Consider the following 14165-nt stretch of genomic DNA (forward strand, 5'->3'; position numbering starts at 1 on the left):
CTACACAGCCAGGACAGGTTTCGCGTAGCATGGCGGTACCTTTTCGCCAGACCTGTCCTGTTCATGCTGATTCCTTACGACCAACTGGAAGCCGAAACCCTCACCCGCCTGATCGAGGATTTCGTCACCCGCGACGGCACCGACAACGGTGACGACACGCCGCTGGAAACCCGCGTGCTGCGGGTACGCCAGGCGCTGGCAAAAAAACAGGCATTCATCCTGTTTGATCTCGACAGCCAGCAATGCCAGCTGCTGGCCAAGCACGACGTGCCCAGGGAACTGCTCGATTGATTCAGCCGGCCACCGCCTGCTTGGCCAACTGCTCGACAATGCGCTTGTAGATCTCTGCCCGGTGCACCTCGACGTGCCGGGGGGCACTGATGCCAAAGCGCACCGTATTGCCGTCCACCGACAACACCTTGATCTTGATGTGATCGTCAATGGCGATGATTTCGCCTATTTCGCGGCCTATTACCAACATGCTCCGATCCTCCACAAATCAGGAAGTTCGGAGACTGCACGGGGCGCCGGACGCCTTCAATGCTCTGACAACTAATTAGACAGATCCCACCTAACTAGGCGATTTTGCCTACAGATTCTTGTTGTTTTTGACCCTTCAGGCTGTCTGTAGACGTGGTCCGAGCACGATGATGCTGGCACCCAGCACGCACAGCAGCGCGCCGATCCAGTCACTGCCCAGCGGCCGGGCTCGCTCGACCAGCGCCAGCCAGAGCAACGATGTGACGATGTAGATACCGCCATAGGCGGCATAGGCGCGCCCGGCGTATGCGGCCTCGACCCGGGTGAGGATCAGGGCGAACAGGGACAGGCTGAACAGGGCCGGGGCAATCCACCAAGCGCTCTTGCCCAGGCGCAGCCACAGGTAGATGGCATAACAACCGGCGATCTCGAAGACCGCCGCGAGAAAAAACCACAGGTAATTGATCACACCAGGTACTCAAGGCTGTTCAAGGGATGGCCAAGAATACCTGATGCCGACGCTCAAGCCTGGGACGGTCGGGCCTTGGCGCGCATTTTCTCGGCCATGCTGGCCATTTCATCGTAGAGCAGCTGCGGGGTGCGCTGCTTGAGCTTCCAGGCTTCACGGCCCTGTTCATGGGGCAGAATCAGGAACTCGCCGGCGGCCACTTGCTGGTGAATGTAGTCGGCGATATCGGCGGCGCTGATCGGCGAGCTTTCCAGCAGCTTGCCGACCTGGGCCTTCATTGCCGGGGTCGGACCGCGGAACGAGTCGAGCAGGTTGGTCTGGAAGAACGACGGGCACACCACATGCACGGCGACCTCATGCTGGCGCAGCTCGATCAGCAGGCTTTCCGACAGGGCCAGCACACCAGCCTTGGCAACGTTGTAGTTGCTCATCGCCGGGCCTTGCATCAAGGCCGCCATCGAAGCGATGTTGATGATCGTGCCCTTGCTGCGCTCCAGCAGCGGCAGGAAGGCCTTGCAGCCCTTGACCACGCCCATCAGGTTGATCGCGATCTGCCAGTCCCAGTCTTCCAGCGACAGCTCGGCGAAAAAGCCGCCAGAGGCCACCCCGGCGTTGTTGACGATCACATCGATACCACCGAGCTTTTCTTCACAGGCCTGGGCCAGGGCGGTCAACTGGCTGTAGTCGCGCACATCGCAGCGCTGCACAAAGCCGTCAGCGCCAGTTTCGCGTACCAGCGCCAGGGTTTCCTTGAGGCCGGCCTCGTTGACATCGGCCAGGGCCAACCGCCACCCCTCGCGCGCCCAGCGCAAGGCAATTTCGCGCCCAAGCCCCGAGCCGGCACCGGTAATCATCATGCGCTTTTGCATAGCAGGCTGCCTTGTACTGTTCTTGAAAGTTCAGGCCAGTGTAGCGAAGGCAAGGCCGCGACCCACGCTGTATCAGGATGCTGAATGGGCGGGGCAAACAGCGGTGAAAGTGGCGTGTTAACAACCGATAAAACTTTTAGCCACTGGCAGCAGTCGGAATTAACAGGCGGGCATGAAACACATGACCGAAGAGATGGATTGCAGCGTAACGCCTACTTCTCAAGCCAAACAAGGAAACTGCCATGGGCACCATACTTATCATCATCCTGATTCTGCTGTTGATCGGTGGCTTACCCGTCTTTCCGCACTCCAGAAGTTGGGGCTATGGGCCATCCGGCATCATCGGTACGGTGCTGATCATCCTGTTGATCCTGTTATTGCTCGGCAAGATATAGAAAAGCTGCAAGCCATAAGCGGCAAGCCGCAAGTCAAAGCAGTACGCGTACGGCTTCAACTTGCGGCTTGTGGCTTGTGGCTTGTGGCTTGTGGCTGGAAAGGCAGCCAAAGGCTGCCTTTTGCCTACTTAGTGAGACACCGCACCGCTGGCACCCAGGCCAGTCTGCGAGCGCACGAACTGCGGGAAGAACAGCGCTCGTTCATCATCGGCGGCCTTGGACTTGTCGGTGATCGAGAAGAACCAGATACCGGCAAAGGCAATGAGCATCGAGAACAGCGCAGGGTACTCATACGGGTAGATCGCCTTCTCGTGGCCGAGAATCTGCACCCAGATGGTCGGGCCGAGAACCATCAGCGCCACCGCACTGACCAGGCCCATCCAGCCGCCAATCATGGCGCCACGGGTGGTCAGCTTCTTCCAGTACATCGACAGCAGCAGTACCGGGAAGTTACAGCTGGCAGCGATGGAGAACGCCAGGCCAACCATGAACGCGATGTTCTGGCTTTCAAAGAGGATACCCAGGCCGATCGCCAGTACGCCCAAGGCGATGGTGGTGATCTTCGAGACGCGGATTTCATCCTTCTCGTTGGCCTTGCCCTTCTTGATCACGCTGGCATACAGGTCGTGGGACACCGCCGAAGCACCGGCCAGGGTCAGGCCGGCAACCACTGCCAGGATGGTGGCGAAGGCCACTGCCGAGATGAAGCCGAGGAACACGCTGCCACCTACCGCGTTGGCCAGGTGTACCGCGGCCATGTTGTTGCCGCCGATCAGGGCGCCAGCGACGTCCTTGAATTGCGGGTTGGTGCTGACCAGCAGGATCGCGCCGAAGCCGATGATGAAGGTCAGGATGTAGAAGTAGCCGATGAAGCCCGTGGCGTAGAGTACGCTCTTGCGCGCTTCCTTGGCATCGCTGACGGTGAAGAAGCGCATCAGGATGTGCGGCAGGCCGGCGGTACCGAACATCAGTGCCAGGCCAAGGGAGAACGCCGAGATCGGATCTTTGACCAGGCCACCGGGGCTCATGATCGCTTCACCTTTGGGGTGAACCTTGATCGCCTCGGAGAACAGCGCGTTGAAGTCGAAGTTGACGTGCTTCATCACCATCAGCGCCATGAAGCTGGCACCGGAGAGCAGCAACACGGCCTTGATGATCTGCACCCAGGTGGTCGCGAGCATGCCGCCGAACAGCACGTACATGCACATCAGGATGCCGACCAGAATCACCGCGACATGGTAGTCGAGGCCGAACAGCAACTGGATCAGCTTGCCGGCGCCAACCATCTGCGCGATCAGGTAGAAGGCCACCACCACCAGCGAACCGGAGGCCGACAGGGTGCGGATTTCCTTCTGCCCAAGGCGGTACGAAGCGACGTCGGCAAAGGTGTATTTGCCCAGGTTACGCAAGCGTTCGGCGATCAGGAAGAGGATGATCGGCCAGCCGACCAGAAAACCGATCGAGTAGATCAGGCCATCGTAGCCAGAGGTGAACACCAGGGCGGAAATACCCAGGAAAGAGGCTGCCGACATGTAGTCGCCAGCAATCGCCAGACCGTTCTGAAAACCGGTGATGCGCCCGCCGGCGGCGTAGTAGTCAGAGGCGGACTTGTTACGTTTGGATGCCCAGTAGGTGATGCACAGGGTGGCACCGACGAAGGCGACGAACATGACGATCGCCGACACGTTCAACGGTTGTTTCTGCACCGCGCCGGTGAGGGCGTCAGCGGCCCAGACGGCGGGTGCAAAAACGCCGAAGGCCAGGGTTGCCAGTAGACGCCGGATCATTGCTGAGCCTCCTTGAGGATCGCCTTGTTCATCTCGTCGAACTCGCCGTTGGCGCGACGCACGTAGATGGCCGTGAGGATGAAGGCCGAGACAATCAGACCGACGCCGAGGGGAATACCCCAGGTGATCGACGAGTCAGGGCTGAGCTTGGCACCCAATACATGCGGGCCATAGGCAATCAACAGGATGAAGGCGGAATAGAGACCGAGCATGATCGCCGAGAGAATCCAGGCGAAGCGTTCGCGTTTTGAAACCAGCTCCTTGAACCGCGGGCTGTTTTGTATCGAGAGATAAATGCTGTCGTTCATTGTTTTTGTCCTCGCAGCACAGATTAGGTAGAACCCACTCCACTTTATGCTGCCTTCGGACGCACTCCAGACGACCTTAGTCTTAGATGCAAAACTCTTTTACCGAATCGGTAACAGCCTGAAACGACAAGGGCCGCGACAGCGTTTTCGCTGCCGCGGCCCTGGAAGGTGCCAGATAGAAGCCTTAGGCCATTATTTGCCGGTCCACTGTGCTACGCGTTCCGGGTGCTTGGCTACCCAGTCCTTGGCTGCGGCCTCGGGTTTAGCGCCCTCTTGAATGGCCAGCATGACCTCGCCGATTTCATCCTTGGACTGCCACTGGAAGTTTTTCAGGAATGCCGCCACTTCCGGGGCTTTCTTGTCCAGTTCCTTGCTGCCGATGCTGTTGACGGTTTCAGCAGCGCCATACACGCCTTTGGGGTCTTCGAGGAACTTGAGCTTCCACTTGGCGAACATCCAGTGCGGTACCCAGCCGGTCACCGCGATCGATTGCTGCTTGGCATAGGCGCGGCCCAGCTCTGCGGTCATCGCCGCGCCGGAGCTGGCCTGGAGTTTGTAGCCGCTCAGGTCATAGTCCTTGATCGCCTGGTCGGTCTTGAGCATCACGCCGGAACCTGCGTCGATGCCGACGATTTTCTTCTTGAAGCTGTCATCGGCCTTGAGGTCGGCCAGGGAGTTGGCCTTGACGTACTCGGGGACGATCAGGCCGATCTTGGCATCCTTGAAGTTGGGGCCGTAGTCGACCACGTTGTCCTTGTTCTTGGTCCAGTATTCGCCATGGGTTACCGGCAGCCAGGCCGAGAGCATGGCATCGAGCTTGCCGGTAGCCACCCCCTGCCACATGATGCCGGTGGCCACGGCCTGCAGTTTGACGTCATAGCCGAGTTTCTGCCTGATGACTTCGGCGGCGACGTTAGTGGTCGCCACACTGTCGGACCAGCCATCGACATAGCCGATGCTCACTTCCTTGGCCAGCGCTTGCCCCGCGCCAATGGCCATTACCAGGGCGGTGCCCACCCCCAGGAGTCGTCGCATTTTCATCCAAGCATCCCCTCGTCACGTCACGGAAGCTGCATCATCAACCGCGCATGGTTGCTGACCTGCTCTGGTAACGACCTCAAGGCAACGAGAAACGACATCACATCGCCAGCAACGTGGATCGTTACACCAAGCAACATCCACCGCGGCTAACTTTGCCGCCCAAGGCTTTGGCCTGAGCCATTTGCAGGTACTATTGCCGGCTTTGTTCCCAGACGGTCCGATCCATGTCCTCGACTGCGCGCTTCCCGCTTTTACCCTACCTGTTCGCCTGCCTACTGGGCCTGTTTGCCCTGGGGGGCCTGTGGTACGGCCTGGGCAAACCGGTGGTACTGCCGGATGCGGCCAGCGCTTCACACAAGCTGCAGTGCGCCTCCTACACGCCATTCGACAAGGACCAATCACCCTTCGACCAGCCGTTCCAGCTGCGCCCGGCGCGCATGGACGCGGACCTGGCCTTGCTGGCGCAGCGCTTCGAGTGCATCCGTACCTATTCGATGACCGGGCTTGAGGCGATCCCGGACCTGGCCCGCAAGCATGGCCTGAAGGTGATGCTCGGCGCCTGGATCAACGCCAACCCGGTGGATTCGCAAAAGGAGGTCAAGGCCCTGATCGCCTCGGCCAATGCCAACCCGGATGTGGTCAAGGCGGTGATCGTCGGTAACGAAACCCTGCTGCGCAAGGAGGTCACCGGCCCGCAACTGGCGGCGCTGATCAACCAGGTGAAAAGCCAGGTCAGCGTGCCGGTGACCTACGCCGATGTCTGGGAGTTCTGGCTGCAACACCCCGAGATCGCCCCGACGGTGGACTTCCTGACCATCCACCTGCTGCCCTACTGGGAAGATGATCCCAAGAGCATCGACGATGCCCTGGTGCACGTTGGCGAGATTCGCCAGGTGTTCGGCAACCGCTTCGCGCCCAAGGACATCGTCATTGGCGAAACCGGCTGGCCGAGCGAAGGCCGCCAGCGCGAAACCGCCCTGCCCAGCCGGGTCAACGAAGCGCGTTTCATCCGTGGCTTCGTGGCCATGGCCGAACAGCAGGGCTGGAAGTACAACCTGATCGAAGCCTTCGACCAACCGTGGAAACGTGCCAGCGAAGGCGCCGTAGGCGGTTATTGGGGCCTGTATGACGCCGATCGCCAGGACAAGGGCATCCTTGAAGGGCCGGTGAGCAACCTGGCGTTCTGGCCGCAGTGGCTGGGCGTCGGTGTTGCGCTGTTCGCCACCACCCTGCTGCTGGCCGGGCGTGTGCGCGGTACCCGCGCGGCCTTGCTGGTGCCGTTGCTGGCGGCACTGGGCGCCGCCAGCCTGGGCCTGTGGGGCGAAATGGTGCGAATCAATAGCCGATTTGCCGGAGAGTGGATCTGGGCGCTCCTGCTGGCGGGCCTCAACCTGCTGGTACTGGCCCATGGCGCGCTGGCGTTGTCGCAGCGTCAGGGTTGGCGTGGGCGCGCCTTCGCCTGGCTTGAAGCACGTGCCGGAGGGTGGTTGCTGGCGGCAGGTTTTGCGGCGGCGGTGAGTATGCTGGCGCTGGTGTTCGACCCGCGCTATCGCAGTTTCCCGAGCCCGGCACTGTTGTTGCCAGCGGTCGTGTACCTGTTGCGGCCGGTACCGGCACGCCGGGCCGAAGCAGCCTTGCTGGCGTTGATCGTTGGCGGCGGCATTGCCCCGCAGTTGTTCCTTGAAGGGCTGAGCAACCAGCAAGCGCTGGTCTGGGCCGGGGTGAGCGTACTGATGGTGGCGGCGTTGTGGCGCAGCCTGAGGGTTCGGCTTCAGCAGTAACCGGGGCTGCTTCGCACCCCATCGCTGGCAAGCCAGCTCCCACAACAGACCCTGTGGGCGCTGGCTTGCCAGCGATGGCAGCGCCGCAATGTCAGCTGGAGCGCCGCACCAGGCGCAACCCCGCCAGCACCACCGCGAACACCGCAATGCTCGCGGTATACAACACCAGCGCCGGAATCCCGCACACCAGCGCCGCCACCCCCAGGCGCCAACCTGCGCGCCCAGGCACCAGCGTGGCCAGCAGCGCCAGGCCCAGGGCCGACCAGGCCAGCAGCCTGAAGTGAATCATCAACCCCATGACCGAGCGCGCCTGGCAGCCCCACAATTGTGCCTGATCGGCGCAGGTGGCGAGCCAGTGGGCGTCCTCCATCAGCACATAGCGCAGCCCATAGCTTGCCGCCAGCCACAAAGGCAGGAACACCAGCAAAGCGATCAGCGGTAAACGACGGGACATGCGACACTCCAGAAACGTGAAATCGGCGCCCAGCATAATCGTCCGAGGCGTCTATGCAAGGCAAAAGCGCCAGCCTCAACTACTTTGTCCTGTAGATAAGTGGAACCAAATGTTGCGTATCCTCAACGGGCATCGGCAACATCTGGGACGATAAATGCCGGAGCGCCAGGCAACTTTGCCAGGGCCATCATGGTCCTAGCCTGCGTAACGCACTTTGCCGCTGCATTTTTGGGGATCCGTCATGCTTCGTTCTCTGCGCCTCGCTGCCCTGTTGGGCGGCCTTATCTCGAGTGCGTGCGCTTGGGCACAAACCATCGACGCCGCCAGTTACGGCTACCCGTTGACCAACCCGTTCGAGGCGACCATCGCCACGACGCCTCCGGAGCTGCGCCCGGAACTGCCCAGCGACGACGACATCACCCAGTCCGACTACAGCCTGAACCTGCGTCCGGAGCGGGCCTTCACCCTGCCGGACAACTTCTGGCCGGTCAAAAAGCTCAAGTACCGCCTGGCCCGCCAGGACCACGAAGCGCCGCTGATGTTTCTGATCGCCGGCACCGGCGCGCCCTACTCCAGCAGCATCAACGAATACCTGAAGAAGCTCTATTACAAAGCTGGCTATCACGTGGTGCAGCTGTCGTCGCCGACCAGCTTCGACTTCATCACCGCCGCCTCGCGCTATGCCACCCCCGGGGTGACCAAGGAGGATGCCGAAGACCTGTACCGGGTGATGCAGGGCGTGCGCGCCCAGCACCCGCGGCTGCCGGTCAGCGAGTACTACCTCAGCGGTTACAGCCTCGGCGCCCTGGACGCCGCATTCGTCAGCCACCTGGACGAGACCCGGCGCAGCTTCAACTTCAAGCGCGTGCTGCTGTTAAACCCGCCGGTCAACCTCTACACCTCGATCAGCAACCTCGACAAGCTGGTGCAGACCGAGGTCAAGGGGGTCAACAACAGCACGACGTTCTATGAGCTGGTGCTCAACAAGCTGACCCGCTATTTCCAGCAGAAGGGCTACATCGACCTCAACGATGCCCTGCTCTACGACTTCCAGCAGTCACGCCAGCACCTGTCCAATGAGCAGATGGCGATGGTCATCGGGACCTCGTTCCGCTTCTCGGCGGCCGATATCGCCTTTACCTCCGACCTGATCAACCGCCGCGGCCTGATCATCCCGCCCAAGTACCCGATCACCGAAGGCAGCAGCCTCACCCCGTTCTTCAAGCGGGCCCTGCAATGCGACTTCGACTGCTACCTGACCGAGCAGGTAATCCCCATGTGGCGCGCCCGCACCGACGGCGGCAGCCTGCTGCAACTGGTCGACCAGGTCAGCCTCTATGCACTCAAGGACTACCTGCAGCAAAGCCCGAAAATCGCCGTGATGCATAACGCCGACGACGTCATCCTTGGCCCTGGCGACCTGGGGTTCCTGCGTAGCGCCTTTGGCGAGCGCTTGACCCTGTACCCTCATGGCGGCCATTGCGGCAACCTCAATTACCGCGTCAACAGCGACGACATGCTGGAGTTCTTCCGTGGTTAAACGCCTATTGATCATTAGCGCGCTGCTGGCCTGTGGCATGGCCGAGGCGGTTGAAGAAACCGCGCCGCGCGCCAGCGTCATCGAAGCCAATAACGTCGATAGCGATGGTTTCACCGAGCCGCTCAAGGCACTGAAATTCAACCCGGGCCTGGACCAGCGCGAATTCGAACGCTCGACCCTGGCGGCGCTGACCGTCTACGACCCGCTGGAATCGATGAACCGGCGCATCTATCACTTCAACTACCGCTTCGACCAATGGGTATTTCTGCCGGTGGTCAATGGCTACCGCTACATCACCCCGCATTTCGTGCGCAGTGGCGTAAGCAACTTCTTCAGCAACGTTGGCGATGTGCCGAACCTGTTCAACAGCCTGCTGCAGTTCAAGGGCAAGCGCTCGATGGAAATCACCGCGCGGTTGCTGCTCAACACCACCATCGGCGTCGCCGGCCTGTGGGACCCGGCCAGCAAGATGGGCCTGCCGCACCAGAGCGAGGACTTCGGCCAGACCCTGGGCTTCTACGGTGTGCCAGACGGCCCATACCTGATGCTGCCAATCCTCGGCCCCTCGAACCTGCGCGATACCGGTGGCCTGGTGGTGGACTACAGCGCCGAGAACTGGATCAACTTTCTCAATGTCGCCGAGGTCAGCAGCAACCACCCGGAAGTCTTGGCCTTGCGCGCCATCGACAAGCGCTACACCACCAGTTTCCGTTATGGCCAGCTGAACTCGCCGTTCGAGTACGAGAAGGTGCGCTACGTCTACACCGAAGCGCGCAAGTTGCAGATCGCCGAGTAAGCGGCTTCAGCTGAGCGGCGGCAGACCAAGAAACGCGCACAGTTCGCGGCGCTTGGCCAAGGCGTCACGGCGCCCGAGTTCGATCAGTTCGCTGCAGTAGCCGGCTTCGAACAACAGGTAGCTGAGTACCCCCGCCCCGCTGGTTTTGGTCGCCCCCGGACCACGCAGGAACAGGCGCAAGGCGGCAGGCAATTCACGCCGGTGGCGGGCGGCGATCTCATCCAGGGGCTGGCTGGGCGCAACCACCAGTACCTCGACCGGCGCCAGGCCCAAACGCCGGCGCTCCAGGTGTTCCGGCATCAGGTGGCTGAGGTGATTGAGCCGCTGCAGCAACTCGATATCGTCTTCCAGGCTGTCAATGAACGTACTGTTGAGCATGTGCCCGCCAATCTGTGCCAGGCTCGGTTGCTGGCCACTGAAGATGCGCGGTTGCAGGTCGCCTGCCGTGGGCCGCTGCGGGTTGCCGCTGACCCCGACCACCAGCACCCGGCTGGCGCCCAGGTGCAGCGCCGGGCTGATCGGCGCCGACTGGCGCACCGCGCCATCGCCGAAGAACTCCTCGCCAAGCTTGATCGGCGCGAACAGCAACGGGATCGCCGAACTTGCCAGCAAGTGTTCGACGCTCAGGCGGGTCGGCAGGCCGATCCGCCGGTGGCGCAGCCAGGGATCGATAGCACCTCTGCCCTGGTAGAAGGTCACCGCCTGACCGGACTCATAACCGAAGGCGGTTACCGCCACGGCATGCAGGTGCTGTCGCTCGATGGCCTGGTCGATGCCGTTCATGTCCAGGTGCTGGTTGAGCAGCTTGCGCAAGGGGGAGCTGTCGAGCAGCGCCACCGGCACTGGCGTGCCGAGGCCGAGCAGGTTGTGGCAAACGAAACGGCTGGCCTGGCGGATCACTCCGGGCCAGTCGCTGCGCAGCACCTGATGGCTGCGAAAGCCCTGCCAGAAGCTGGTCAGGCGGCGGATGGCGTCGGCAAAGTGGATCGCGCCGCTGGCCAGGGTCACGGCATTGATGGCGCCGGCCGAGGTACCGACGATCACCGGAAAGGGATTGGCCGCACCCGGCGGCAACAGGTCGGCGATGCCGGCCAGCACACCGACCTGGTAGGCGGCGCGGGCGCCGCCGCCGGAGAGGATCAAGCCGGTGATCGGTTTTGCTGCCATGGGTTCCTCCCGCCAATTGTGTCGCCCCTATCGCCGGCAAGGCCGGCTCCCACAGCTTCAGGGCTGGCTCGACCCTGTGGGAGCTGGCTTGCCAGCGATAGCCTCAACGCCGTTTTTCGTAGAGTTTCGGCGCCCCTGGCGGGCGCGACTTGAAGCGCCGATGCGCCCACAGGTACTGCTCCGGGCATTCACGCAGGGCCGCTTCGATCCATTGATTGATGCGCAGGCAATCGACCTCTTCGGTCTCGCCAGGGAAGTCTGCGAGCGGCGGATGGATCACCAGCTTGTAACCGCTGCCATCGGCCAGGCGCTGCTGGGTGAAGGGAATCACCCGCGCCTTGCCCAGCCGGGCAAACTTGGTCGTCGCGGTGACGGTCGCCGCCTCGATGCCGAACAGCGGCACGAACAGGCTCTGCTTGGCGCCGTAGTCCTGGTCCGGTGCGTACCAGATGGCGCGCCCGGCGCGCAGCAGCTTGAGCATGCCGCGCACGTCCTCACGCTCCACCGCCAGCGAATCAAGGTTGTGCCGCTCGCGGCCACGGCGCTGGATGAAATCAAACACCGGGTTGCCGTGTTCGCGGTACATGCCGTCGATGGTGTGCTCCTGGCCCAGTAGTGCAGCGCCGATCTCCAGGGTGGTGAAGTGCAGGGCCATGAGGATGGCACCCTGACCATCACGCTGGGCGGCCTGCAGGTGCTCAAGCCCCTCGATGTGCGCCAGGCGCGCCAACCGGGCCTTTGGCCACCACCAGCTCATGGCCATTTCGAAGAAGGCGATGCCGGTGGAAGCGAAATTTTCCTTGAGCAGACGCTGCCGTTCGACGGACGGTAGCTCGGGGAAACACAGCTCCAGATTACGCGCCGCAATGTAGCGGCGCTCGCCGGCCACCCGGTACATCAGCGCCCCCAGGGCACGGCCGATCACCAGCAATACCCGGTATGGCAGCTGCACGATCAGCCACAGCAGGCCCAGGCCCAGCCACAGCGGCCAGAAGCGCGGGTGCAGAAAGTAACGACGAAAACGCGGGCGATCCATTAAAGATTCCGGAAAGACAAGGGCCGGGCATTCTACAACGGTTCGGCACGGGTTGCGGCCAACCGGTGTTCTCGTTATAAGTCTGGGCACTTTTTCGTAACAAGCCGCCCTAATGCAGACCATGAGCCAAACCCAAACGCCAGACCAAGACCCCGTGTTCCAGCTCAAGGGCAGCATGCTCGCCATTACCGTGCTCGAGCTTGCCCGGAACAACCTCGAAGGCCTCGACCGGCAGTTGGCGGCCAAGGTGGCCCAGGCGCCGAATTTCTTCAGCAACACCCCGCTGGTGCTGGCCCTGGACAAGCTCCCGGCCGGCGAAGGCGCAGTCGACCTGCCCGGGCTGATGCGCGTCTGCCGCCATCACGGCCTGCGCACCCTGGCCATCCGTGCCAGCCGAATCGAAGACATCGCCGCAGCGATCGCCATCGACCTGCCGGTGCTGCCACCGTCCGGCGCCCGTGAGCGGCCGCTGGAGCCAGAGCCGGAAGTGAAGAAGCCCGAGCCGGCCCCGGCCCCGCCGCCACCGCCGGAACCGAGCATCCGCCCGACCAAGATCATCACCACGCCGGTACGCGGCGGCCAGCAGATCTACGCCCAGGGCGGCGACCTGGTGGTGGTGTCGTCGGTCAGCCCGGGGGCGGAACTTCTCGCCGATGGCAACATCCATGTGTACGGTGCAATGCGTGGGCGGGCACTGGCCGGGATCAAGGGCAACACCCGGGCGCGGATCTTCTGCCAGCAGTTGACCGCCGAGATGGTCTCGATCGCCGGGCAATACAAGGTCTCCGAAGACCTGCGCCGCGATCCGCTGTGGGGGGCAGGGGTGCAGGTCAGCCTGTCCGGTGACGTGTTGAACATCACCCGTCTTTAACGGATACTTGCCGCCATTTTCTGCGCAACTTTTTTTGATGTTGCCGTTTTTTGTATTTTTTGGGACTCGACGTCCTTTTCTTTAGGGGTGAAACACCTTGGCCAAGATTCTCGTGGTTACATCCGGCAAGGGTGGTGTGGGTAAGACCACCACCAGCGCCGCTATTGGTACCGGCCTCGCATTGCGCGGCCACAAGACTGTCATTGTCGACTTCGACGTCGGCCTGCGTAACCTCGACCTGATCATGGGCTGCGAACGCCGCGTGGTATACGACTTCGTCAACGTGGTCAACGGCGAAGCCAACCTGCAGCAAGCACTGATCAAGGACAAGCGCCTTGAAAACCTCTACGTGCTGGCCGCAAGCCAGACCCGCGACAAGGACGCGCTGACCCAGGAAGGCGTGGAAAAAGTCCTGATGCAGCTCAAAGAGGACTTCGAATACGTGGTCTGCGACTCGCCGGCCGGTATCGAGAAAGGTGCCCACCTGGCCATGTACTTCGCTGACGAAGCGATCGTCGTGACCAACCCGGAAGTCTCCTCGGTACGTGACTCGGACCGTATGCTGGGCCTGCTGGCGAGCAAATCGCGCCGCGCCGAACGCAACGAAGACCCGATCAGGGAACACCTGCTGATCACCCGCTACCACCCCGAGCGCGTCAGCCAGGGCGAAATGCTCGGCGTCGAAGACGTCAAGGAAATCCTTTCGGTGACCCTGCTGGGCGTGATTCCGGAATCCCAGGCGGTGCTCAAGGCATCCAACCAGGGCGTGCCGGTGATCCTTGACGACCAGAGCGATGCTGGCCAGGCCTATAGCGATACCGTTGACCGCCTGCTGGGCAAAAACGTGGAACATCGGTTCCTTGATGTGAAGAAGAAGGGATTCTTCGAGCGCCTGTTTGGAGGCAACTAACCAATGAACCTTTTTGACTTCTTTCGTGCCAGCAAAAAAGTAAGCACCGCCTCGGTCGCGAAAGAGCGTCTACAGATCATCGTGGCGCACGAGCGCGGTCAGCGCAGTACTCCGGACTACCTGCCAGCCCTGCAGAAGGAACTGGTGGAAGTGATCCGCAAGTACGTCAACATCGGCTCCGATGATGTGCAGGTCGCTCTGGAAAACCAGGGCAGCTGCTCGATCCTGGAACTCAACATCACCCTGCCCGATCGCTGATAG

General features: G+C 61.9%; 17 protein-coding genes. 8 read left to right on the forward strand and 9 right to left on the reverse strand.

The genetic code is table 11. The annotated features are described in order from the left end of the window. The first annotated feature begins 63 nt into the window (after window positions 1-63). Window positions 64-291, forward strand: a complete 228-nt coding sequence (locus BV82_RS19920) for a YheU family protein (RefSeq protein WP_010224164.1) — start codon at window positions 64-66, stop codon at window positions 289-291. 1 nt (window position 292) lies between these two features. Here BV82_RS19920 and csrA read toward each other — a convergent pair whose 3' ends face one another. From csrA to BV82_RS19935, 3 genes are all read right to left on the reverse strand, one after another. Beyond that, complete coding sequence (gene csrA / locus BV82_RS19925; protein WP_010224165.1) at window positions 293-481, reverse strand: carbon storage regulator CsrA; 189 nt, start codon at window positions 479-481, stop codon at window positions 293-295. 135 nt (window positions 482-616) lie between these two features. Then, window positions 617-949 (reverse strand): YnfA family protein, encoded by a 333-nt coding sequence (locus BV82_RS19930; RefSeq protein ID WP_036996559.1) that lies wholly within the window; start codon window positions 947-949, stop codon window positions 617-619. Between the two features lie 53 nt (window positions 950-1002). After that, entirely contained in the window at window positions 1003-1818 is an 816-nt protein-coding gene (locus BV82_RS19935) for an SDR family oxidoreductase (protein ID WP_010224167.1), read from the reverse strand. Between the two features lie 242 nt (window positions 1819-2060). Here BV82_RS19935 and BV82_RS19940 point away from each other — a divergent pair, with 242 nt between their 5' ends. Then, complete coding sequence (locus BV82_RS19940; protein WP_010224169.1) at window positions 2061-2213, forward strand: DUF3309 family protein; 153 nt, start codon at window positions 2061-2063, stop codon at window positions 2211-2213. A 128-nt stretch (window positions 2214-2341) separates the two neighbouring features. Here BV82_RS19940 and BV82_RS19945 read toward each other — a convergent pair whose 3' ends face one another. The 3 genes from BV82_RS19945 to BV82_RS19955 form a co-directional block, all read right to left on the reverse strand. Beyond that, window positions 2342-4000 (reverse strand): cation acetate symporter, encoded by a 1659-nt coding sequence (locus tag BV82_RS19945; protein ID WP_010224171.1) that lies wholly within the window; start codon window positions 3998-4000, stop codon window positions 2342-2344. Then, entirely contained in the window at window positions 3997-4308 is a 312-nt protein-coding gene (locus tag BV82_RS19950; RefSeq protein ID WP_010224173.1) for a DUF485 domain-containing protein, read from the reverse strand. The genes BV82_RS19945 and BV82_RS19950 overlap by 4 nt, the downstream gene beginning before the upstream one ends. Before the next feature lie 192 nt (window positions 4309-4500). Beyond that, entirely contained in the window at window positions 4501-5349 is an 849-nt protein-coding gene (locus BV82_RS19955; protein WP_010224175.1) for a glycine betaine ABC transporter substrate-binding protein, read from the reverse strand. A gap of 224 nt (window positions 5350-5573) precedes the next feature. Here BV82_RS19955 and BV82_RS19960 point away from each other — a divergent pair, with 224 nt between their 5' ends. Beyond that, window positions 5574-7130, forward strand: coding sequence for a glycoside hydrolase family 17 protein (locus BV82_RS19960; RefSeq protein WP_036996560.1), 1557 nt, complete (start codon window positions 5574-5576; stop codon window positions 7128-7130). 91 nt (window positions 7131-7221) lie between these two features. Here BV82_RS19960 and BV82_RS19965 read toward each other — a convergent pair whose 3' ends face one another. Next, window positions 7222-7584 carry a hypothetical protein gene (locus BV82_RS19965; protein ID WP_010224179.1) on the reverse strand — a complete coding sequence of 121 codons (363 nt, stop codon included), beginning with the start codon at window positions 7582-7584 and terminating at the stop codon, window positions 7222-7224. A 241-nt stretch (window positions 7585-7825) separates the two neighbouring features. Here BV82_RS19965 and BV82_RS19970 point away from each other — a divergent pair, with 241 nt between their 5' ends. Both BV82_RS19970 and BV82_RS19975 read left to right on the forward strand, forming a co-directional pair. After that, window positions 7826-9124 carry a hypothetical protein gene (locus BV82_RS19970; RefSeq protein WP_010224181.1) on the forward strand — a complete coding sequence of 433 codons (1299 nt, stop codon included), beginning with the start codon at window positions 7826-7828 and terminating at the stop codon, window positions 9122-9124. A gap of 37 nt (window positions 9125-9161) precedes the next feature. Next, on the forward strand, window positions 9162-9920 hold the full coding sequence (locus BV82_RS19975; RefSeq protein ID WP_302184141.1) for an MlaA family lipoprotein: 759 nt from the start codon (window positions 9162-9164) through the stop codon (window positions 9918-9920). Window positions 9921-9926: 6 nt separating this feature from the next. Here the strand turns inward: BV82_RS19975 and BV82_RS19980 are convergent, their stop codons facing one another. Continuing rightward, a complete protein-coding gene (locus BV82_RS19980; RefSeq protein WP_010224184.1) occupies window positions 9927-11087 on the reverse strand; it encodes a patatin-like phospholipase family protein in 1161 nt (386 codons plus the stop codon). A 103-nt stretch (window positions 11088-11190) separates the two neighbouring features. Next, window positions 11191-12123: a lipid A biosynthesis lauroyl acyltransferase gene (locus BV82_RS19985; protein WP_010224185.1), complete on the reverse strand. Its 933-nt coding sequence runs from the start codon at window positions 12121-12123 to the stop codon at window positions 11191-11193. A 121-nt stretch (window positions 12124-12244) separates the two neighbouring features. On the opposite strand from BV82_RS19985, the gene minC reads away from it, so the two are divergent. The 3 genes from minC (at window position 12245) to minE (ending at window position 14162) form a co-directional block, all read left to right on the forward strand. Next, a complete protein-coding gene (minC, locus tag BV82_RS19990; protein WP_010224186.1) occupies window positions 12245-12994 on the forward strand; it encodes a septum site-determining protein MinC in 750 nt (249 codons plus the stop codon). A gap of 97 nt (window positions 12995-13091) precedes the next feature. Next, window positions 13092-13904: a septum site-determining protein MinD gene (gene minD, locus BV82_RS19995; RefSeq protein WP_010224187.1), complete on the forward strand. Its 813-nt coding sequence runs from the start codon at window positions 13092-13094 to the stop codon at window positions 13902-13904. A 3-nt stretch (window positions 13905-13907) separates the two neighbouring features. Next, window positions 13908-14162: a cell division topological specificity factor MinE gene (minE, locus tag BV82_RS20000; protein WP_010224188.1), complete on the forward strand. Its 255-nt coding sequence runs from the start codon at window positions 13908-13910 to the stop codon at window positions 14160-14162. Window positions 14163-14165: the final 3 nt, after the last annotated feature.

Origin of the sequence: Pseudomonas donghuensis (assembly GCF_000696345.2) — a bacterium.
GTDB classification, from domain to species: Bacteria; Pseudomonadota; Gammaproteobacteria; order Pseudomonadales; family Pseudomonadaceae; genus Aquipseudomonas; species Aquipseudomonas donghuensis.